General features: G+C 69.8%; 19 protein-coding genes. 10 read left to right on the top strand and 9 right to left on the bottom strand.

Going from position 1 to position 20,020, the window contains the following annotated elements; genetic code table 11:
- The first annotated feature begins 5 nt into the window (after positions 1–5).
- From CVV72_RS16465 to CVV72_RS16440, 6 genes are all read left to right on the top strand, one after another.
- Entirely contained in the window at positions 6–1,025 is a 1,020-nt protein-coding gene (locus CVV72_RS16465) for a 2-aminoethylphosphonate ABC transporter substrate-binding protein (RefSeq protein ID WP_219153227.1), read from the top strand.
- On the top strand, positions 1,022–2,083 hold the full coding sequence (locus CVV72_RS16460; RefSeq protein WP_219153226.1) for an ABC transporter ATP-binding protein: 1,062 nt from the start codon (positions 1,022–1,024) through the stop codon (positions 2,081–2,083). The genes CVV72_RS16465 and CVV72_RS16460 overlap by 4 nt, the downstream gene beginning before the upstream one ends.
- A complete protein-coding gene (locus CVV72_RS16455) occupies positions 2,080–2,934 on the top strand; it encodes a 2-aminoethylphosphonate ABC transporter permease subunit (protein WP_219153225.1) in 855 nt (284 codons plus the stop codon). The genes CVV72_RS16460 and CVV72_RS16455 overlap by 4 nt, the downstream gene beginning before the upstream one ends.
- Complete coding sequence (locus CVV72_RS16450; protein WP_219153224.1) at positions 2,912–3,709, top strand: ABC transporter permease; 798 nt, start codon at positions 2,912–2,914, stop codon at positions 3,707–3,709. Before CVV72_RS16455 ends, CVV72_RS16450 begins: the two co-directional genes overlap by 23 nt.
- A gap of 36 nt (positions 3,710–3,745) precedes the next feature.
- On the top strand, positions 3,746–4,213 hold the full coding sequence (locus CVV72_RS16445; protein WP_219153223.1) for a hypothetical protein: 468 nt from the start codon (positions 3,746–3,748) through the stop codon (positions 4,211–4,213).
- A 172-nt stretch (positions 4,214–4,385) separates the two neighbouring features.
- Positions 4,386–4,793, top strand: a complete 408-nt coding sequence (locus tag CVV72_RS16440) for a hypothetical protein (RefSeq protein ID WP_219153222.1) — start codon at positions 4,386–4,388, stop codon at positions 4,791–4,793.
- Positions 4,794–4,868: 75 nt separating this feature from the next.
- On the opposite strand, the gene CVV72_RS16435 is transcribed toward CVV72_RS16440, so the two are convergent.
- From CVV72_RS16435 to CVV72_RS16420, 4 genes are all read right to left on the bottom strand, one after another.
- Complete coding sequence (locus tag CVV72_RS16435) at positions 4,869–6,527, bottom strand: fumarate hydratase (protein ID WP_219153221.1); 1,659 nt, start codon at positions 6,525–6,527, stop codon at positions 4,869–4,871.
- A gap of 468 nt (positions 6,528–6,995) precedes the next feature.
- Positions 6,996–8,027 carry a sigma-70 family RNA polymerase sigma factor gene (locus tag CVV72_RS16430; RefSeq protein ID WP_255632714.1) on the bottom strand — a complete coding sequence of 344 codons (1,032 nt, stop codon included), beginning with the start codon at positions 8,025–8,027 and terminating at the stop codon, positions 6,996–6,998.
- A 246-nt stretch (positions 8,028–8,273) separates the two neighbouring features.
- On the bottom strand, positions 8,274–8,699 hold the full coding sequence (gene dtd, locus CVV72_RS16425; RefSeq protein WP_219153220.1) for a D-aminoacyl-tRNA deacylase: 426 nt from the start codon (positions 8,697–8,699) through the stop codon (positions 8,274–8,276).
- On the bottom strand, positions 8,699–10,195 hold the full coding sequence (locus CVV72_RS16420; protein WP_219153219.1) for a methyltransferase: 1,497 nt from the start codon (positions 10,193–10,195) through the stop codon (positions 8,699–8,701). The genes dtd and CVV72_RS16420 overlap by 1 nt, the downstream gene beginning before the upstream one ends.
- 27 nt (positions 10,196–10,222) lie before the next feature.
- On the opposite strand from CVV72_RS16420, the gene CVV72_RS16415 reads away from it, so the two are divergent.
- Positions 10,223–11,488: an amidohydrolase gene (locus CVV72_RS16415; protein WP_219153218.1), complete on the top strand. Its 1,266-nt coding sequence runs from the start codon at positions 10,223–10,225 to the stop codon at positions 11,486–11,488.
- Between the two features lie 17 nt (positions 11,489–11,505).
- On the top strand, positions 11,506–11,859 hold the full coding sequence (locus tag CVV72_RS16410) for a DUF3099 domain-containing protein (protein ID WP_126731478.1): 354 nt from the start codon (positions 11,506–11,508) through the stop codon (positions 11,857–11,859).
- A 352-nt stretch (positions 11,860–12,211) separates the two neighbouring features.
- Here the strand turns inward: CVV72_RS16410 and CVV72_RS16405 are convergent, their stop codons facing one another.
- Genes CVV72_RS16405 through CVV72_RS16390 form a run of 4 tightly spaced genes read right to left on the bottom strand, consistent with a single transcriptional unit; the run spans position 12,212 to position 15,458 of the window.
- Positions 12,212–13,084, bottom strand: coding sequence for a carbohydrate kinase family protein (locus CVV72_RS16405; protein ID WP_219153217.1), 873 nt, complete (start codon positions 13,082–13,084; stop codon positions 12,212–12,214).
- On the bottom strand, positions 13,081–13,998 hold the full coding sequence (locus CVV72_RS16400; protein WP_219153216.1) for a pseudouridine-5'-phosphate glycosidase: 918 nt from the start codon (positions 13,996–13,998) through the stop codon (positions 13,081–13,083). The genes CVV72_RS16405 and CVV72_RS16400 overlap by 4 nt, the downstream gene beginning before the upstream one ends.
- Positions 13,999–14,007: 9 nt before the next feature.
- Positions 14,008–14,652: a hypothetical protein gene (locus CVV72_RS16395; protein ID WP_219153215.1), complete on the bottom strand. Its 645-nt coding sequence runs from the start codon at positions 14,650–14,652 to the stop codon at positions 14,008–14,010.
- Positions 14,652–15,458 carry a sporulation protein gene (locus CVV72_RS16390; RefSeq protein WP_219153214.1) on the bottom strand — a complete coding sequence of 269 codons (807 nt, stop codon included), beginning with the start codon at positions 15,456–15,458 and terminating at the stop codon, positions 14,652–14,654. Before CVV72_RS16390 ends, CVV72_RS16395 begins: the two co-directional genes overlap by 1 nt.
- Positions 15,459–15,516: 58 nt before the next feature.
- On the opposite strand from CVV72_RS16390, the gene CVV72_RS16385 reads away from it, so the two are divergent.
- Positions 15,517–15,759, top strand: a complete 243-nt coding sequence (locus tag CVV72_RS16385) for a DUF3039 domain-containing protein (protein ID WP_005164469.1) — start codon at positions 15,517–15,519, stop codon at positions 15,757–15,759.
- A gap of 120 nt (positions 15,760–15,879) precedes the next feature.
- A complete protein-coding gene (locus CVV72_RS16380; protein ID WP_219153213.1) occupies positions 15,880–16,716 on the top strand; it encodes a hypothetical protein in 837 nt (278 codons plus the stop codon).
- Positions 16,717–16,797: 81 nt separating this feature from the next.
- On the opposite strand, the gene CVV72_RS16375 is transcribed toward CVV72_RS16380, so the two are convergent.
- Positions 16,798–19,932, bottom strand: coding sequence for an efflux RND transporter permease subunit (locus CVV72_RS16375; RefSeq protein ID WP_219153212.1), 3,135 nt, complete (start codon positions 19,930–19,932; stop codon positions 16,798–16,800).
- Positions 19,933–20,020 lie beyond the last annotated feature (88 nt).

The following is a 20,020-nucleotide window of genomic DNA, read 5'->3' as shown; positions in this document are numbered from 1 at the left end:
ACGACATGAAGAAACTCGCGGCCACCGCCCTCGCCGGGATGCTCGCCCTCACCCTGGGCGCCTGTGGCGGAACCGCCGGCGGCGCCTCCGGCGACCAGACCGTCACGCTGTACACAGTGGACGGTCTCGAAGACTGGTACGCCCAGCGCTTCGAGGAGTTCAAGGCCAAGACCGGGATCACCGTCCAGGCGGTGACCGCCGGATCGGGCGAGGTCGCCTCGCGGGTGGAGAAGGAGAAGGCCAACACCCAGGCCGACATCCTGGTCACGCTCCCGCCCTTCATCCAGCGGGCCGCGTCGCAGGGCCTGCTCGCCACCACGGCCCCCGCCGGGATCGACCAGGTCGCCGCCGGGCAGAAGGACGGCCAGGGCCGCTACTTCGCGATCATGAACAACTACCTCAGCTTCATCCGCAACCCGCAGGCCTCGCCCAAGACCTGGGACGACCTCCTGTCCCCGTCGCTCAAGGGCAAGCTCCAGTACTCGACCCCCGGCGAGGCGGGCGACGGCACCGCGGTCCTGCTGCAGCTCCAGCACGTCCTCGGCGACCAGGGCGCGCTCGATTACCTCGCGAAGCTCGAAGCCAACAACGTCGGCCCGTCGTCGTCCACGGGCAAGCTGCAACCGAAGGTGGCCAAGGCCGAGATCCTGGTGGCCAACGGCGACGTCCAGATGAACCTGGCCGCGATCGAGAAGAGCGGCGGCCTCGAGGTCTTCTTCCCGGCCGACGCGCAGGGCAAGCGCTCCACCTTCGCCCTCCCGTACTACGCGGGCCTGGTGAACAACGCGCCGCACGCCGAGAACGCCAAGAAGTTCCTGGACTTCCTGCTCTCGCCCGAGGTGCAGGGCAAGGTCGTCGACGCCTTCGGTGCCCCGTCGCGGACCGATGTCACGCCGTCCGGCCCGCGGGCGGGCAAGGTGAAGGCCGCACTCGACGGCGTCGAGATCTGGCAGCCGGATTGGGACGCCGTCCTCGCGAAGCTCGACGCCGACCTGGCCGCGTACAAGAAGGCCGTGGGCCGATGACCCCGGCGGTCGAATTCCGCGGCGTTTCCGTCCGCTTCGGCCAGACGACTGCCCTTTCGCCACTGGACCTCACCGTGGCGAGAGGGGAGACGCTGGCGATGCTCGGGCCGTCGGGCTCCGGCAAGTCGACGGCCTTGAAGGCGCTCGCGGGTTTCGTCGTGCCGAGCACCGGCCGGGTCCTGCTCGACGGCGAGGACGTCACCGATCTGCCGCCGCACCGGCGCGGTCTCGGCGTCGTCGTCCAGAGTTACGCGCTGTTCCCGCATATGCGGGTCGAGGCCAACGTCGCCTTCGGCCTCAAGGCGAGGAAGACACCTCGCGCCGAGACGGCGAGCCGGGTCGCCGAAGCGCTGGAGCTGGTCGGGATGGGCAAGTACGCCCGTCGCTACCCGCGTGAGCTTTCGGGCGGGCAGCAGCAGCGGGTCGCGCTCGCGCGGGCGCTGGCGATCCGGCCACGCGTGCTGCTGCTCGACGAACCACTGTCCGCTTTGGACGCCGCCCTGCGCGAGGACATGGTCGCGGAACTGCTGCGGCTGCGGGCCGAACTCCCGGACACCACGCTGATCTACGTCACCCACGACCAGGGTGAGGCGCTGGCGCTGGCCGACCGGATCGCCGTCATGCGCGACTCCGAACTCGTCGAACTCGGCCCGAGCCGCGAGCTCTATCAGCGTCCTTCGACGGAGTTCACCGCGAGCTTCCTCGGTGCTTCCAACCTCATCCCGGTCGAGCTGATCCACCCCGATGGCACCAGGGTCCGGCTCGGCGACCGCGAACTGGCCGCCGACCCGTCCGGCGTGATCCGGGCGGGGCAGCCGGTCGCGCTCGGCGTCCGGCCACACCGGGTCGGGATCACCGCGGTGGACGCCCCCGGCGCGCTGCCCGCGGTGCTGCGCGGTGTCCAGTGGCGTGGCACGGGCTTCCGGCTCGACCTCGAACTCGCGCACAACGGGGACGAGGTCCGGGCCGAAGTGCCGGACATCGAAGGACTTCCGAGTGTGGGGGAGCGGGTCGGAGTGTCCATTCCGGACGGTTGCCCGCTGGTGGGCGTCGGATGACGGGCCTGGCACTGGCCGCGACGGCGGCACCGGCGCGGCGGCGGGAGAGACAACCCGGACGCGGATGGTTCCTGCTGCCGCCGGTGCTCGTCCTGCTCGGCTTCTTCGGCTATCCGCTCGTGCTGGTCGTCCTCCAATCCCTGGAGTCGAAAACCGGCGAGGTCGGCCTTTCGGTGTGGCTGGAGGTCCTGGGATCGGCGGAATTCCGGGACGCCGCCTGGAAGACCGTCGCGCTCGCGCTCGGCGCCACCGCGGGCTGCGTGCTGCTGGGGACGTTCCTCGCGCTGGTGATCGCGTTCGTGCCGTTCCCCGGCGCGCGGACGCTTTCGCGGCTGGTGGACACCGTGCTCGCGTTCCCGTCGTTCCTCATCGCGCTCGCGTTCACCTTCATCTACGGCAGCGCCGGGATTCTGGGCGCGGGCGGGTTCCTGTACTCGCCGTTCGGGATCCTGCTGGCGGAGATCACCTTCTACACGCCGTTCGTGATGCGGCCGGCGCTCGCCGCGTTCGGCCAGGTCTCGTCGGCGCAGATGGAGGTCGCGGCCAGCCTCGGCGCGAAACCCGGCCGCGTGCTGCGCCAGGTGATCCTGCCGGAAGCCTTGCCGTCACTGGCTTCCGGCGCCTGCCTGACCATGCTGCTGGCGATGAACGAGTTCGGCATCGTGCTGTTCCTCGGTGCGAAGGACGTCACGACGCTGCCGATGCTGGTCTACGGCAAGGGAATCGTCACCTTCGACTTCCCGCAGGCCTGTGTCATCGCGGTGGTCAACGTGGTCTTCTCCCTCGCCCTGTACGGAACCTACCGGCGACTGACGAAGGGAGGCCGCCGTGCTGCTGTGGACCAGGCGTAGCCGCGTCCTGCTGTGGGCGGTGTTCGCGGTGCTGTTCACCGCGATCGTGCTGGCGCCACTGCTGATGATCGTGCTGGCATCGGTCGCCGGGAACTGGACGGGGTTGCTGCCGGGTGCGCTCACCGGCTCGCATTTCGGGCAGGCGCTCTCCGGGGAGACGTTCGCGAGTCTTTCGGTGAGCATCCAGACCGGCGTCATCGCGTCGGTGGTCTCGGTGCTGCTGGGGACGTGGGCCGCGCTCGCCGCGCAGTCCGCGCCGTCGAAGCTGCGGAAGGCCGTCGACACCCTGTTCCATCTGCCGATCGCCGTGCCGTCGGTGGTGCTGGGGCTGGCGCTGCTGGTCGCGTTCAGCCGTCCGCCGCTCGCCTTCAACGGCACGCGCTGGATCGTGCTGCTGGGACACGTGATGATCCTGCTGCCGTTCTCCTACAGCACGGTCTCCGCCGCGATCGCGCGGATGGACCCCCTGCTGGCGCAGGCGGCGGCGAGTCTCGGCGCTTCGCCGGTCCGAGTGCTGCTGCGGGTGCGGCTGCCGGTCCTGCTGCCGTCGATCTCGGCGTCGGCGAGTCTCGCGCTGGCGATGTCGATGGGCGAACTGGGCGCGACGATGATGCTGTACCCACCGGACTGGCGCACGCTGCCCGCGAGCATTTTCGCGCTCACGGACCGGGGACAGGTGTTCCTGGCGTCGGCGAGCACGGTGCTGCTGCTGGCCGTCACGCTCGCCGGGGTGGTGCTCCTCGGGCTGGTCCGCGGCCGCGCGGCGCAGCGCTGATGCAACCGTCGGTGAGGTTCGTTCCGTCCTGGAACCATGATGAAGGCAGCGAAGACGCTGGGCGTGGGGCTCGTGCTCGCCGCGACGGCGGCCTGCGGCGCGGGCGGCCCCGGGGCACCGGCGAACACGAGCACCCCACCGGTCGTCACCACACCCCCGGATCTGCCCACCTCGCTCCCGGCGAGCCCGCCGGGAGCGAAACCACCGATCTCACGGCCGACCGTCGGCCCGCCTCCCTCGGACAAGATGCTGCCGCCGTCGCAGGTCGACACCAAGCTGCCCGCACAGGTCAGCGCCGAGAACGGCGGCTTGAACGTGCACCTCGAACTGAGCGGTTGCGACCAGGCGACGGCGAACCTCGCGGAAGAGAACGCGCAACGGGTCGTGGTCCACGTGACGATCGACCACGGGAAGCCAGGGGAGATGTGCCCGCAGGTGATCCGCTACGCCGTCCTGCCGGTGAAACTCGCCGAGCCGCTCGGGGCGCGGACCGTCGTTTTGTAAACGGGGCGAGCTCCTGTGCAACCCCCGAGCGGCCTCGTTCCGTCCTAGCCACATGAGGTACTTAACGAATGTCATCGGCCTTGGCCTGATCGTCGTTGCGGTATCCGCCTGCGGGGCGCAGAACCAGGCAGCGGAACCCGCGGCCGGACCCGGGAGCGGCACCCTGAGTACCGTGCCGCCGTCCCCGACCGCACCGCCGACCACGCCGTCTTCGTCCCCGACGCCCGCGCCGGGAAGCCAGCCGGGTGTGCCGGGCGCGCCTCGCCAGGAGGTTCCGGAAGGCAGCACCAAGCTGCCGGACAAGCAGCTCGACGCGTCGGCGCTGCCCGCGGACTATCCGCGTGAGGTGTACACCAGCAACGGCGGGACGATCTTGAACATCCGCGGCCAGGAAGGCGGTTGCGGGCACGCGACGGCGGAGGCCGCGCAGCAGGACGGGACCAGGGTCACCGTCAACCTGACCGAACTGAAGGGCCAGACCGGCCAGATGTGCACGATGGACATCCGGCATCCGGTGCTCTCGGTGACGCTGTCGGCGCCGCTGGGGGAGCGGACCGTGGTCCTGAAGCAGATGCGCTGACCGACCGGAATGCCGTGAAGGCCTCCTTGAGGGACCCAGAGTCCCTCAAGGAGGCCTTCACGGACCGGACGGTGACTACCGGAAGCTGATCTGCAGCACCGGCTCCGACGTGGCCTCGAAGAAGTCGTTGCCCTTGTCGTCGATGACGATGAACGCGGGGAAGTCCTCGACCTCGATCTTCCAGACCGCCTCCATCCCGAGCTCGGCGTACTCGAGGACGTCGACCTTCTTGATGCAGTCCTGCGCGAGCCGCGCGGCCGGGCCGCCGATCGAGCCGAGGTAGAACCCGCCGTGCTCGTTGCACGCGGCGGTCACCTTCTTGGACCGGTTGCCCTTCGCCAGCATCACCAGCGAGCCGCCGGCGGCCTGGAACTGCTCGACGTAGGAGTCCATGCGGCCCGCGGTGGTCGGCCCGAAGGAGCCCGACGCGTACCCCTCGGGAGTCTTCGCCGGGCCCGCGTAGTACACGGGGTGGTCGCGAAGGTACTGAGGCATCTCTTCACCCGCGTCGAGCCGCTCGGCGATCTTCGCGTGCGCGATGTCGCGGGCGACGACGAGCGGACCGGTCAGCGACAGGCGGGTCTTCACCGGCAGCTGCGAGAGCTGCGCGCGGATCTCGGCCATCGGCCGGTTGAGGTCGACGGTCACCACCTCGTCGGACAGATCGTCCTCGGTGACGTCCGGCAGGAACCGCGCCGGGTCGCGTTCGAGCTGCTCCAGGAAGACACCGTCGGCGGTGATCTTCGCCTTCGCCTGGCGGTCGGCCGAGCACGAGACGGCGACCCCGACCGGGCAGGACGCGCCGTGGCGCGGCAGGCGGATCACGCGGACGTCGTGGCAGAAGTACTTGCCGCCGAACTGCGCGCCGATGCCGAACTGGCGCGTCATCTCCAGCACCTGCTGTTCGAGGTCGACGTCGCGGAAACCGTGGCCCAGCTCGGAACCCTCGGTGGGCAGGTCGTCGAGATAGCGGGCGGAAGCGAGCTTCGCGACCTTCAGGTTGAACTCCGCCGACGTGCCGCCGACGACGATCGCGAGGTGGTACGGCGGGCAGGCGGCGGTGCCGAGGCTGCGCAGCTTCTCGTCGAGGAACTTCGCGAGCCGCTTCGGGTTCAGGACGGCTTTCGTTTCCTGATAGAGGAACGTCTTGTTCGCGCTCCCGCCGCCCTTGGCCATGAACAGGAATTCATAGCTCGGGTCGCCTTGACCGTCTTTGTGATAGAGCTCGATCTGCGCGGGCAAGTTGGTGCCCGTATTGCGCTCATCCCAGAAATTCACCGGCGCCATCTGCGAATAGCGCAGATTCAACTCCTGATAGGCGTCGAAAATACCGCGCGACAGCGCACGCTCGTCGTCGGCGCCGGTGAGCACGCCCTCGCCGCGTTTGCCGATCACGATCGCGGTGCCGGTGTCCTGGCACATCGGGAGCACGCCGCCGGCCGAGATCGCCGCGTTGCGCAGCAGGTCCATCGCGACGAAACGGTCGTTGCCGCTGGCCTCGGGATCGTCGACGATCGCGCGCAGCTGAGCCAGATGTGACGAGCGCAACAGGTGCTGGATATCGGTGATCGCGGTCTTGGCGAGCTTGGTCAGCGCCTCGGGCTCGACCTTGAGGAACTTCCGCCCCGCGGCTTCGACGACCTCGACACCTTCGGTGCCGATCAGCCGGTACTCGGTGCGGGTGTCCTTCGCGAGGGGAAGGACTTCGGTGTACTGGAACGTGGTGGGCGCCACTGCGCGGGCTCCTTTGCCGGCATCGGGAACCCGCCCACGGTACCCAAGCCCGGGGCCCGGTCCGGAGAGGCCACGGCGGAAGTAACCAGGGCCACTGCCGGTGGGTGCCAGTGCACGTGGGCCGTGAGTGGTAAGTGTCGTTAGAACGACACTTACCACTCACGACCCACGGGAGCGCGTGCAATTCCCGCGCTGCAATTTGTCGCCGGGCCCCACAAATTAGTTCGGGAGGCCGGGCCCACCCCGACGGACCCGACCTCCCGGGGAAAGCGATCCGGGTGCGAACACCCGACCGCGAAGACTTATTACCTGCTCGACGGTCTCGTGACGCAGGTCATAAGTCAACGCTGCCGAACGGGTGTTGCTTTCCGAGCCGAAACGGATCGGTGCCCGTTGGACAACCCGCGTCCGCGATCGCCTGCCACCGCGATAGCGGGCCTTCAGCTCCGCCGAAAGGGCCTTAGGGCATTACGAAGCGTAGGCGCGCAGGCGGTCCGCTCGCTCACCCTGACGCAGCTTCGACATGACCTCTCGCTCGATCTGCCGAACGCGCTCACGGGAAAGCCCGAAGTGCTTGCCGATCTGGTCGAGCGTGCGCGGCTGGCCGTCGTCGAGGCCGTAACGCAGGCGGATCACCTGGGACTCGCGGTCGTCCAGCGTCGCGAGCACGCGGCGCAGGTCGTCCTGGAGCAGGCCGGAGATCACGGCGCTCTCGGCGTCGGTCGCCTCGGAGTCCTCGATGAAGTCACCGAGCGGGGCGTCCTCCTCGGTGCCGACCGGCATGTCGAGGCTCACCGGGTCACGCGAGTGGTCGAGCAGGTCGGAGATCTTGTGCGCCGGAATGCCCGATTCGGCGGCCAGCTCCTCGTGGGTGGCGTCCCGGCCGAGCTGCTGGTGCAGGTCGCGCTTGATACGCGCCAGCTTGTTCACCTGTTCCACCAGGTGGACCGGCAGCCGGATGGTGCGTCCCTGGTCGGCCATCCCTCTGGTGATGGCCTGGCGGATCCACCAGGTGGCGTAGGTCGAGAACTTGAACCCCTTGGAGTAGTCGAACTTCTCCACCGCGCGGATGAGACCCAGGTTCCCCTCCTGGATCAGGTCGAGCAGCGGCATCCCCCGGCCGGTGTAGCGCTTCGCGAGCGAGACCACGAGGCGGAGGTTGGCCTCCAGCAGGTGGTTCTTCGCGACGTGGCCGTCACGCACGAGGGCGGACATCTCCGAACGCCGCTTCGGCGTGAGGCCCTCGGCCGTGTCGAGCATGTGCTGGGCGAACACGCCCGCTTCGATGCGCTTGGCCAGCTCGACCTCGTCGGCGGCGGACAGCAGCGCCGTCTTGCCGATTCCGTTGAGGTACACGCGAACGAGGTCCGCGGCCGGGCTCTGGGCGTCGAGGTCGGCGTCGGTGAGCGCCCCCGTGCTCACCGGCTCCTGGGTGGATTGCGCCGGGATACGGCGCTCGCGAATCCCGCGCGCTTCGCGTTCGAGAGTCTGGACTGACATTCTGCCTCCCCGGTCACGGGCTGAACGTGCTGCGGTTGTCCGCCGGGTCCGTCTCGGCGTAGCAGGCCCTGTGGAAAACCGGCTACTCCTCCTCGGCCCAGCTTGGCTGGACACTTGGCTCAACGCCGGGAGGTCCGAAAACGTTCCCGGCCGCTACAGAGGAGACGGGCGGCTGACCTGGGGCGTTGCTCCACCAACCCTGAGCTTTTCCTGAGAATGCCCGTGCCGGGGAGAGGGAAACGTGGTCTAGACCTCTATGAGGAGGGTGAACGGACCGTCGTTCACGCTCCGGACCGCCATCATGGCCCCGAAGCGGCCGGTTTCGACCCGTGCGCCGCGTTCGCGCAGGGCGTCGACGACGGCCGTCACGAGGGGTTCGGCGACCTCGGGCCGGGCCGCCGCCGTCCAGGACGGACGGCGGCCTTTGCGGGTGTCGCCGTAAAGAGTGAACTGGCTTACGACGAGCAGGGGAGCGCCGGTGGTGGCGCACGACTCCTCGTCGCGAAGTATGCGAGCTTCGTGCAGTTTGCGTGCCATCGTGGCGGCTTTCGTCACGTCGTCGTCGACGTGGATTCCCAGCAGTACCAGCAAACCCGGCTCGTCGATGGCGCCGGTCACCTCGTCGCCGACGGTCACGCTCGCTTCCGTGACCCTCGCCACCACCGCCCGCATCAGACGGCCGGGAGGAGCATGCCGTGCCGGACCAGTTCCCGGACGACGGGCAGCGCGGCTTCGGCCAGTTCCTCCGGTTCGAGCCCCTGAGCGGCCGCCAGGAGCACGGTCAGGTCCTCCAAGGGCAGCGCGCCCTGGCAGCCCGCGAGCAGCCGTGTCGCGAGTTCGTCCACTTCGTGCGACCACCCGGGACCGTCGGTGCGGTGCAGCCGCTGGACGGTCGTGGCCCAGCCTTCCGCACCCGGCTCGGCGACGCTTTCCAGGAGAACCGTTTCCGGCACCCGGAAACGGACGTCGAGGAGCGAATCACCGTTGGCGCGAAGCCATTCCACCCGATCCAGCCAGTTCGCGGCCTCGGCGCCCAGCGGGTCGTCGTAGGCCTGGCGCAGGTCTTCGCACACGATGGTCGGAGTCGCGCCGTCCGCCCGCCGGAGGGTGACGAAGCCGAACCCGATCCCCTGGACGTCGTTTTCGGCGAACCAGTCGAGCCACGCTCCGGATTTCGCGCGGCCTTCGGGGGAGCGGGGATCGATACCCGCGTCACGCAGCCACGTGCCGACATACAGTCCCGGGTCCGCGATGTCCCGCTGGACGAACCACGCGTCGGTCTCGGCGGGCAGCCAGCGGGTCACCCGATCGCCCCAGTCCTCACCCTTCACGTGCAGCCAGGACGCCAGGAGCTGGCCGGTGCCGCCGTCGTTGAGGAACCCGGGCAGCTGCCGCACCACGAGCGCGCTGGCGTCGTCACCCGCGAGACCGGAGTCGCGGTAGGTGTAGTCGACCCGCGGCGGGCCGACCACGAACGGCGGATTGCACACGATCTGGTCGAACCGGCGCCGCGCGACCGGCGCGAACCATTCGCCACGGACGAGCTCGACGTCCAGCTCATTGAGCCGGAACGTCGCCGCCGCCAGCGCCAGCGCGCGGGCCGAGACGTCGGTGGCGGTGACCTGCTTCGCGTGCCGCGTGGCGTGCAGCGCCTGGACACCGTTGCCGGTGCCGACGTCGAGCAGGCTGGCGACCTCGCGGCGGCTGGTGGCCCGGATCAGGCTGAGGGACGCGTGCCCGACGCCGAGCACGTGGTCTTCGGGGACGGTCGTGCCCAGGACGTCGGCGTCGAGGTCGGAGACGACCCACCACGAGCCTTCGTCGTCGCCGTGAGGGCGGACGTCCAGACCGGCCCGGTAGCCGTCGGTGGCCGGCACGAGCAGCGTGGCGGCGACCGCGTCATCGAGAGACAGTGGCGCGAAAGCGGCCTCGACGTCCTTCTCCGGTTCGGTCGAGCCCAGCAGGAACAGCCGGATCAGCGTGCCGAGTTCACCCGCGTCGCGGGTCGCGCGGTAGGCGAGTTCCGGTTCGCCGCGGCCGAGGGCGGCGTGCGCGGAGCCGAGGGCGCCGACCACGCCGTCGGTGTCGTACCCCGTCCGGCGGAAGGCGTCCCGCAACCTCGCGCAGACGTCGTCGGACAGGTCGGGGAGGGCCGCTCGTGTGCTCACGGTGGGTAATACTGCCAGGATGACGTCGTGAGCCTCGAGAGTGTCCTGGCACCGCTGCAGGCGGCGCTGCCCGGATTGGAAGACCTGTACACCGACCTCCACCGGCATCCGGAGTTGTCGTTCGCCGAAACCCGCACCGCCGCCGAACTGGCGAAGCGGCTGGAGGCCGACGGCTACGAGGTGCACACCGGCATCGGGCGCACCGGCGTCCTGGGCGTGCTGCGCAACGGGCCCGGCCCGAAGGTGATGCTGCGCGCCGACATCGACGCGTTGCCGGTCGAGGAGAAGACCGGCCTGCCGTACGCGAGCACCGCGCGCGGGATCGACGCCGACGGCCGCGACGTCCCGGTGATGCACGCCTGCGGCCACGACATGCACGCCACCTGGCTCTCCGGCGCCGCCTCGCTGCTCGCGGCCGGACGCGAGCACTGGTCCGGCACGCTGATGATCGTCTTCCAGCCGGGGGAGGAGGCGGGAGACGGCGCCGTCGGCATGGTCCGCGAGGGGGTCTTCGGGCCCGCCGGAAAGCCCGACGTCGTGCTCGGCCAGCACGTCGTACCCGGCCCGGCGGGCTGGGTGCTGACCAGGCCGGGGGTGATCATGGCGGCCACCGACGCGCTCCGCATCACCCTGCACGGCCGCGGCGGGCACGGCTCGCGGCCCGAAACCACGGTGGATCCCGCGGTGCTCGCCGCGTCCGTGGTGCTCAAGCTCCAGACCATCGTGTCGCGGGAGATCCCGGCGACCGAGCCGGCGGTGGTGACCGTCGGGTCGCTGCACGTCGGCACCGCGCACAACATCATCGCCGACCACGCCGTCCTCGAGGTCAACATCCGGTCGTTCGACCAGGCCGTGCGGGAGAAGGTCGTCGCGGCGGTCGAGCGGATCGTCCAGGGCGAGGCGGCCACCGCGGGCGCGCCGAAACCGCCCGAGATCGAGCGCATCGGCGCGTTCCCGGTCACCGAGAACGACGACGCGGCCACCGAGGCGCTCACCGCGGCCTTCCGCGACCACTTCGGCGAGAGCCGGGTGATGCCCGCGCCGCTGGTCACCGGCAGCGAGGACTTCAGCGAATTCGGCCGCGCGGCCGGTGTCCCCTCGGTGTTCTGGCTGGTCGGCGGCCTGGACGAGGGCAAGGTGATCGCCGCGATGACCGCCGGGCGCTTCGAGCAGGACATCCCGTCGAACCATTCGCCGCTCTTCGCGCCGATCCCGCATCCGACGCTTTCGGCCGGCGTTGAGACGCTCGTGGTCGCGGCTCTGCACCGGCTCACCCACCCGGGTGTCGGATGAGCCCGGCGAGTGGGAGCATGGAAGCCGGAGGTGGTGCTGTGAACGCGCCCGCCCACGGTCCCGAGCCGAGGGAACCCGCTCCGGTGCTGATCACCGAAGCCGCCCCGTCCTACGAAGACCAGCTGGCCAAACGGAAGCGGAAGTACATCATCATGATGTCGTTCCGCATCCCGTGCCTGATCCTCGCCGGGATCTTCTACGAGACCTGGTGGCTCGCGCTGGCGCTGATCGCGATCTCGATCCCGCTGCCCTGGGTCGCCGTCCTGATCGCCAACGACCGGCCGCCGCGCAAGAGCGAGAAGGTCAACCGCTACCAGGCCGAACCGACACGGATCGAAAGCTCCGGCCATCGCGTCATCGACGGCGGCTGACCCGTTTCGCACTTCGTGAGAGGTAAGGACGGGGTGGCTCAGGTACCGACCGCCGGTGTGCGAGCGGCGGTTTCGCGTGACTGACCGGACGACACGTGTGATCAGACGGACGACTCGCGTGATCAGACGGACGACTCGCGGCGAACCCCGGCCGCGGTCGTGTCGTCCATCCAGTCACGTGTGATCGCCGGTCAAGCCTCGCGAGTGGTAAGGACGGTCAAGGGTGCCTTCGGCACCTACGTGAATTCCGGCTGTAGTCGTCGAGTCCGTGAAGGCCTCCTTGAGGGACTCTGGGTCCCTCAAGGAGGCCTTCACGGCCACTCTTGCCTCACAGGCACCACGAGGCGTGTGGCTAGGGCTGCGGCCCGACCTTCGCGACCGCCTGGGCACCCAGCCGCGTCCCGGCCCGAAGCACCTCCACGGTGGACTCGCCGCGCAGCCACGCCGCCAGCACACCGGCGTCGAACGCGTCGCCGGCGCCGGTCGAGTCGACGCACTCCGCGGGCTGGGCGGGCACCGAGGTGATGGTGCCGCTCGCGTCCACCCAGCTGGCGCCGTCGAGACCGGCGGTGACCACGACCTCGCCGACGTAGCCCAGCAGTTCCTTCGCCGCCTCGGGATCGCTCGACCCGGTCAGCGCGATCAGTTCGCTGGTGTTCGGCATCAGCAGGTCGACGCCGCGCACGTCGTCGAGGAAGGCCGCGGGATCGGTGATCAGCGTCGCCGCCTGCGGATCGACCGAGGTCGTCAGCCCCGCCTTCTTGGCCGCCGCCAGCGACGCGAGCGCCGCGGGCCGTGACGACGGGTACAGCAGGACGTAGCCCGAGAGGTGCAGGTGGCTCGCGCCGCTCAGCGCCGCTTCGGTGATGTCCTCCGGGCTGAACCGCGCGTTCGCGCCGCGGTCGGCGAGCATGCTCCGTTCACCGGCGCCGTCGACGAGCACCACGACGCAGAAGGTCGGCTCTTCGGGATCGACGGCGAACTCGCACCGGACACCGGCCGCCTCCAGTTCGCCCTTCACCATGCGGCCGCCGGAATCGTCCCCGATCCGCGCGATCAGTGTGGTCTCCACGTCCTCGGCCCGCAGCCACAGCGCGGTGTTCGCGCCCGCGCCGCCGCTGGTGAAATGGACCTTCGCGCGGATGTCGCCGCCGTGCGGGATGGGGCCTTCGTGCCGCGCGACCACGTCCAGGCCGACGTCTCCGACGACCACGATCCCGCTCATGCCGCGCTCTTCACGAGCGCGACGGCGACCGAAGCGGCCAGCTCCGCGTTGGACAGCACCAGCGCCTCGTTCGCGTCGAGGCTCGCGCCTTCGCTGGCGGTGTGGAAGTGCTCCAGCAGTACCGGCGTGACGTCCTTGCCGTGCACGCCGCGTGCCTTGAGGAGCTCCAGCCCTTCGGCGAGCAGCCGGTCGTGCAGCTCCCTGTCCATTTCGGACGCTTCCGGGATCGGATTCGCCAGCAGGACACCGGAATCCGCGTGCGCCCGGTGGGCGGCGATGACCGAGGCGGCCTGCGCGGCGTCGTCGACCCGCCACGGCACCTCGAAGCCGGACGAGCGGAGGTAGAACGCCGGGAACTCGCCGGTGCGGTACCCCAGCACCGGTACGGAGTTGGTCTCCAGCACCTCGAGTGTCGCGGCGATGTCGAGCACCGACTTCACGCCGGAGCAGACGACCGTGGTCGGCACCTTCGCGAGCACACCGAGATCCGCCGAGACGTCCCAGCTCTGCACCGCGCCCTGGTGCACGCCGCCCAGGCCGCCGGTGGCGAACATCCCGATCCCCGCCGCGGCGGCCAGCGCCGCGGTGCTGGCGACCGTCGTCGCCCCGGAGCGGCCGAGGCCGACGGCCGGGCCGATGTCGCGCAGGGAGAGCTTGTCCAGCTCCGCACCGGGCGCGCAGACCCGTTCCAGCTGCTCGCCGGTGAGGCCGATCAGGGGGACGCCGTCGAGGACGGCGATGGTCGCGGGGACGGCGCCGCCGTCGCGCACGACCTTCTCCAGCCGCCGGGCGACGTCGAGGTTGCGGCCGGGCGGGAGACCGTGGGAGAGGATGGTGCTCTCCAGCGCGACGACGGGGTCACCGCCGGCGAGGGCGGAGGCGACCTCTTCGTGAAGGGACAGTTGCGGAGTCACGAACGAACATCATCGGTGATGTGGGTCCGCGTCACGCCATCGGGTCAGTTCGTGCGCGAGGTTGGCGCGCGCCTTGTTCTCCCAGCGTGCCCGCGCGATGTCGCTGCGGTACAGCCGCGGCCTGGCCAGCAGGTTCTCCAGCACGGCCGCGCGTCCCGCCCGCCAGTCCTCGTCCGAGTAGATCGAGTACTCCTCTCGGACGCCGTTCGCGTACTCCTCGTAGCGCCCCGGCGTGGCGCCGAGGATCGCGAGGTCGGCGTCGAGCAGCGCGGTGGCGAGGAGGTCGTCGTCCGGGGCGGCGTGATGGATCGTGCTCAGGACCAGCTCCCCAGCGCGTTCGACATCCGCCTCGGGGACGCCGGCGTTGGCCAGTTCGTCGCGTGTCCAGGCCGCGCTCGCCCGTTCGTCCTCGCCGGGGCGTGCGTCGTACACGACGTCGTGCGTCCACGCGGCGACGGCGACGAGAGCTCGCTCGCGAGACCCCAAACCGAAGGCGACGGCGAGGTCGCCGCTGTCGCGGGCGACGGCCGTGACGTGCCGGAGATCGTGATAGCGGCGATGCGGTTCGGCGTAGCGGGTTCGGAGGTCGTTCCACGCGACGGCGGCGATCAGGTGATCGCCGCCGAGCCGGGTGATCGCGGTGGGCCAGTCCATCAGTCGAAGATCCCGCGCGCTTTGGCCACCTCGTGCAGCCAGCCTTCGAGCTGTGGCTCCCACTGGAGCCGGTCCAGCGCCGCGTGGTCGACCTTGAACAGGCCGAGGAACTCCTGGCCGCGTCCGCCGAATCCGCCGCTCTTGGAGACCCGGACCCGTTTGGTCACCTCCAGCACGACCTGCGTCTCCGACGGCGACGACAGGAAGGTCACCGCCACGGAGGTGAAGACGGGCGCGAACCGCGGCGAAGGGGTGAAGCGGATCTCCTGGAAGAACGGCAGCTGCTGGACGGCGCCGTTGATCCGGCCGCGTTCCAGCACGGCCTCGCGGAAGACGAAGCCGATCCGGCTGAAGGCGTCCAAGATCCGTTTCTGCGCGGGCAGCGGCTCGATCGCGGCGCCGTCGACGTCGACCGGGTCGGTGACGGAGTTCGCGATGTCGAGGCTGGTCTGCAGGCCGACGGCCATCCCGGTCAGCGGTTTGCCGAAGACGCTCGAGATCGGCGTCTCCCAGGGCAGGGCCACCTCGAACGGGATCCGGACCTGCTGTCCCGGCCCGATCCGCTCGTTGCCCGCCAGCTGCTGGGTACCGAACTCGAGGTCCTCGACGCCGGGGCGGCGTTCGTCCGGGAGGGTGACCCGGGCGAGCAGCTTCACCGAGAGACCGTTGATCTCTTGATCGACTTCGCCGCCGAGCAGCAGGACCTCGCCGCGCAGCGGGCGGCCGGGGGAGACCGTGCGGTCGAGCAGCCGGGCGTCGATCTTCGCCCCGCCCGAGCCGAACGTCGCGAGCACCTTCTGGAACATGGGCGAGATCCTGCCAGGTCGCCGGTGTGCGCAGGAGGATTTGGGGCATTATGGAGGGGTGAGTACACAGACCCTTCCGAAGCCGGATACCCGTCCCGAGGGCACCGACGGCACCGACGACGACGCGCCGAAGATGTTCCACTACGTGCGCAAGAACAAGATCGCCGAAAGCGCGGTCATGGGCACGCACGTGGTGGCGCTGTGCGGCGAGGTCTTCCCGGTGACGAAGTCGGCGAAGCCCGGTTCGCCGGTCTGCCCGGACTGCAAGAAGATCTACGACGGCCTCAAGCCGGGCGACTGAGTGTCCGTCCGGTGTCCGAAACCGGACAAAATCTGAAAATCCTTCACATGGTGGCTGCCCGTCCCGGTTTTCGCTGGTAATCAGTACGCGCCAGCGAAAACCCGCCGGGACGGAGCCTTCATGCGTAGAACCGGGATCGTGCTCGCCATCGCCGCGTTGGTCGCGGTGTTCTCACCCGCCGCCGCCCAAGCCGTCACCGGCTGGACCACGGTCGGCTCGGACAACGCCCGCCCGCTCGACGAGGGCCAGGGCCTGGCCACCATCGAACGGCCGTCCGGGACGATCTACCGCTACACCGGGATCGCGACGGTTCCCATGAGCCTGTCCACCCAGGGCTGGAACCACGTCGGCGACCCGGGCTCCGCGCAGGGCTGGTACGTCGAGCCGTATCAGCGCGACGACCGGGGAGCGAAGCTCTTCCGCGTCGAGTCGCCCGACGGAAAGTGGGCGAACTACACGCACACGCTGGAGTCGTGGGAGGCGAACAACAACTCGTTCGCCGCCGTGACCCCCGACGCGCGCTGGATGGTGGCGGGAGAGTGGGGCACGATGGACCGGCTCCTGGTGCACCCGATGCCCGGGGTCGCGCACACGGATCCGTCGGCGAACCTGCCGTACGCGTCCGCGATCCGGCTCGACAAGCCGGTGCGGGACATCCAGGGCTGCGACTTCGTCACCGCGACCCGGCTGCTGTGCGCGTCCGACGACCCCGAAGGCTCGCTGTTCGGGAGCACCAAGCCACTGCTGCAGGTCGACCTTTCCGGCGCGCTGTCCGGTGCGGACGTGACCGGGCGGGTCACGTCGCTGGGGCAGCTGCCGCTGAAGAGCACCTGCAGCGGGAACTTCGAGACCGAGGGCATCGACGTCGCCGCCGACGGGACCCTGCGGGTGATCATGCTTTCACCCTCGTGGTGCGTGGCGTTCGACAGCAAGACGTGGCGGTTCCGGAAGGCGTGACTCGCGTAGTACGTGAAGGCCCCCTTCACTGCGTCTAGCGCAGTGAAGGGGGCCTTCACGTACTTGGGGCAGGCGCCAGGTCTACGAAGTCGGCTCGGGCGTCAGCGTTTCGGAAGACGGCGCTTCCGAAGGCGACCGGCGGGCGTCCTTCTTCGCACGGCGACGCTCTTTCCGGGTCTCGACCGTCGTGTACAGCGTCGGCACCAGGATCAGTGTCAGCAGGGTCGAGCTGACCAGCCCGCCGATGACCACGATCGCCAGCGGCTGCCCGATGAACCCGCCCTGGCCGGTCAGCCCGAGCGCCATCGGGATCAGCGCGAAGATGGTCGCCGCCGCCGTCATCAGGATCGGCCGCAGCCGTCGCCTGCCGCCTTCGACGACGGCGTCGGCGACGCTCATCCCCGAAGCCCGGTACTGGTTGATCAGGTCGATCAGCACGATCGCGTTGGTCACCACGATGCCGACGAGCATCAGCATCCCGATCAGCGCGGGCAGGCCCAGCGCGGTCCCGGTGGCCAGCAGCAGCCCGATCGCGCCGGTCGCCGCGAACGGGATCGACACCAGCAGGATCAGCGGCTGGATCAGGCTGCGGAACGTCGCCACCATGATCAGGTACACGATCGCCACCGCGGCCAGCAGCGCGAGGAACAGGTTCCCGAAGGCCTCCTGCTGGTCCTCACTGACGCCGCCGAGCTTGTACGCCGCGCCGCCGGTGAAGGTCAGGCCGTCCAATTTGGACTGGATGGCCTTCGTGGTGGCTGCCAGGTCCGCGCCGGTGTTCTTGGCGGTGACCGTGGTGCTCAGCTCGCCCGAGGTGCGGTGCACCGCGGCCGGGCCGTCCACTGTGGACACGTTCGCGACCGAGTCGAGCCGGACGACGCCGGTGGCGCCCGGGATCGGCAGCGCCTTGACCGCGTCGACCGACACCGGGGCCGTGCCCGCGCGCAGCACGATGTCCGTGCGCCGGCCGTCGACCGGCAGCTGGGTCACCGTGCGGCCGGCGATGGCCTGGTTCGCGATCTGGCCGATCGTGGTCGTCGAAAGCCCGCTCGCGGCGGCCTTGGCGGCGTCGACCTCGACCTGCACGCGCGGCGAACCCTGCGCGAGGTCACTGGTCACCTCGGTGAGGTCCGGGACACCGGACAGAGCCTGGCGGACCTGCTCGGCGGCGGGCTTCAGCGCCGCTTCGTCCGGTGCGGTGACGGTGATCGAGATCTGGTCCGAGTTGAACCCGCCCGCTTCCGCGCCGATCTTGACTTCGCCGAGTTCCGGCTTGTCGAGCTTGCCGCGCAACCGCTCGGAGAGCGCGTCGAGGTCGGTGTCCTTGGCGACGGTGACCTGGATGCTGGTCGCCATCCCGCCGCCACCGAAGAAACCGCCCCCGCCGATGCTCACCTGGTAGGTCTCGACGGCGGGTTCGGCGGCGAGCGCCTGCTCGACCGCGCCGGCTGCCTTCTCCTTGGCCTCGGAACTGGTGCCGGGCGGCAGCTTCTGCGAAAGGCTCAGCGTCGTCGAGCCGGACTGGTCGAGGAAGTTGGTGTTCAGTTGCGAGGCCAGCCCGACCGTGCCGCCGAAGATGATCAGCGCCAGCAGGACCACGGTGACGCGGCGCCGCGTGGCGAACCGGATCACCGGAACGTATCCGCGCTGCAGCAGCCCGCGGCGTTCCTTGTCTTCCGCGGCCTGGCGCGTGAGCTCGGCCTCGTGCTCGTTCGCGGGGGTCTTGGGCGGCTTGAGGAACCAGTACGCGAGCACCGGCACGATCGTCAGCGACACCAGCAGCGAGGCCAGCAGCGCCACGGTGACCGTGATCGCGAACGGCGAGAACAACTCGCCGACGAACCCGCCCACGAAGGCGATCGGCAGGAACACCGCGACCGTGGTGAGGGTGGACGACGTCACGGCGCCCGCGACCTCGCGCACACCGTCGAGGACCGCGCGCTGTTTCTCCTCGCCGTACGCCAGATGTCGTTTGATGTTCTCCAGCACCACGATCGAGTCGTCGACCACCCGCCCGATGGCGATGGTGAGTGCGCCGAGGGTGAGCAGGTTCAGCGACAGATCGCCGGTCCACAACGCCAGCAGCGCCACGACCACCGACAGCGGGATCGACACCGCCGTCACCAGCGTCGAGCGCACCGACATCAGGAACAGCAGGATCACCACGACCGCGAACGCCAGCCCGAGCAACCCTTCGGTGGTCAGGCCGCTGATCGCGTCCTTGACCGGGGTGCCCTGGTCGAACACGACGCTCATCTCGGCGCCGATCTTCTTCGACAGCTCGGGCAGTTTGTCCCGCACCGCTTCCGAGATCGCGACCGCGTTCCCGTTCTCCACCATGGTGATCGAGAGGCCGAGACTCGGCTTGCCGTTGGTGCGCGTGATCGACGTCGGCGGCGCGAACCCGGCCTGGACGTCGGCGACGTCACCGAGCTTCACGGGTTCGCCCGCCTGCGCGCCGGGACGGGAAGGCTGCGAAGGCGTCAGGTACAGGTTCTTGATCGTGTCCACAGTGGTCGGTCCGCCGCCGACCTGGACGGTGAGCGTCTTGTCGCCTTCGGTCAGCGTCCCGGCCGGGACCGCGGCACCGGCGGTCTGCAGCGTGGTGCCGATCGACGACGGATCGACCCCCGCGGCGGCCAGCTTCGCGTAGTCCAGCGCGATGGTCACCCGTGGCTGCCGCGCGCCGGTCACCTCGACCTCGCGGACACCGTCGATCTTCCGCAGTTCCGGCGCGACCTCCCCGGTCAGCGCGGGGGCGAGCGCCTGCGGATCACCGGTGGTGCCGGCGGCGAGCAGCACGACCGGGATGTCGTCGGTGGAGCCCGCCGACACCGACGGCTCGCTGTTCTGCGGCAGCCGTGCCTTCAGCCCGTCGACGACGCGCTGGATCTGCCCGACCGCCGCGTCGATGTCCGTGCCGAACTCGAACTGCGCGGTGATCCGCGACAGCCCCTCCGACGACGTCGAGTTCAGCTCTTCGAGCCCCTTCAACCCCTGCAGCCCGCCTTCGAGCGGCTCGGTGACCTGACGGTCGACCGCGTCCGGCGACGCGCCCGCGTACGGCGTGATGATCTGCGCCTGCGGGAACTGCAGTGACGGGAACAGTTGCTGCTTCAGCTGCGGCAGGGCGAAGGCGCCGAAGCCGATCACCACCAGGGCGAGCAGCCCGATGAGACTTCGGTTGCGCAGGCTCAGTCTGGCCAGCGTGGACATGGCGGTATCCCCCAGGAAATAGCTCGGAACGGGCGGGTTACCGCGAGCTTTTCACGGCGAGGGGTGGAGTGGATTCACACCACGGGTG

This window comes from Amycolatopsis sp. TNS106 (assembly GCF_019330265.1).
Classification (GTDB): Bacteria; Actinomycetota; Actinomycetes; order Mycobacteriales; family Pseudonocardiaceae; genus Amycolatopsis; species Amycolatopsis lurida.
This window is presented reverse-complemented; position numbering and strand designations above follow the sequence as displayed.

Bases quoted from the DNA above. Each gene is read 5' to 3' on its own strand.
- CVV72_RS16465 (WP_219153227.1), top strand. From the start codon at position 6: ATGAAGAAACTCGCGGCCACCGCCCTCGCCGGGATGCTCGCCCTCACC.
- CVV72_RS16460 (WP_219153226.1), top strand. From the start codon at position 1,022: ATGACCCCGGCGGTCGAATTCCGCGGCGTTTCCGTCCGCTTCGGCCAG.
- CVV72_RS16455 (WP_219153225.1), top strand. From the start codon at position 2,080: ATGACGGGCCTGGCACTGGCCGCGACGGCGGCACCGGCGCGGCGGCGG.
- CVV72_RS16445 (WP_219153223.1), top strand. From the start codon at position 3,746: ATGATGAAGGCAGCGAAGACGCTGGGCGTGGGGCTCGTGCTCGCCGCG.
- CVV72_RS16430 (WP_255632714.1), bottom strand. From the start codon at position 8,027: ATGTCAGTCCAGACTCTCGAACGCGAAGCGCGCGGGATTCGCGAGCGC.
- dtd (WP_219153220.1), bottom strand. From the start codon at position 8,699: ATGCGGGCGGTGGTGGCGAGGGTCACGGAAGCGAGCGTGACCGTCGGC.
- CVV72_RS16410 (WP_126731478.1), top strand. From the start codon at position 11,506: ATGGAAGCCGGAGGTGGTGCTGTGAACGCGCCCGCCCACGGTCCCGAG.
- CVV72_RS16405 (WP_219153217.1), bottom strand. From the start codon at position 13,084: ATGAGCGGGATCGTGGTCGTCGGAGACGTCGGCCTGGACGTGGTCGCG.
- CVV72_RS16395 (WP_219153215.1), bottom strand. From the start codon at position 14,652: ATGGACTGGCCCACCGCGATCACCCGGCTCGGCGGCGATCACCTGATC.
- CVV72_RS16390 (WP_219153214.1), bottom strand. From the start codon at position 15,458: ATGTTCCAGAAGGTGCTCGCGACGTTCGGCTCGGGCGGGGCGAAGATC.
- CVV72_RS16380 (WP_219153213.1), top strand. From the start codon at position 15,880: ATGCGTAGAACCGGGATCGTGCTCGCCATCGCCGCGTTGGTCGCGGTG.
- CVV72_RS16375 (WP_219153212.1), bottom strand. From the start codon at position 19,932: ATGTCCACGCTGGCCAGACTGAGCCTGCGCAACCGAAGTCTCATCGGG.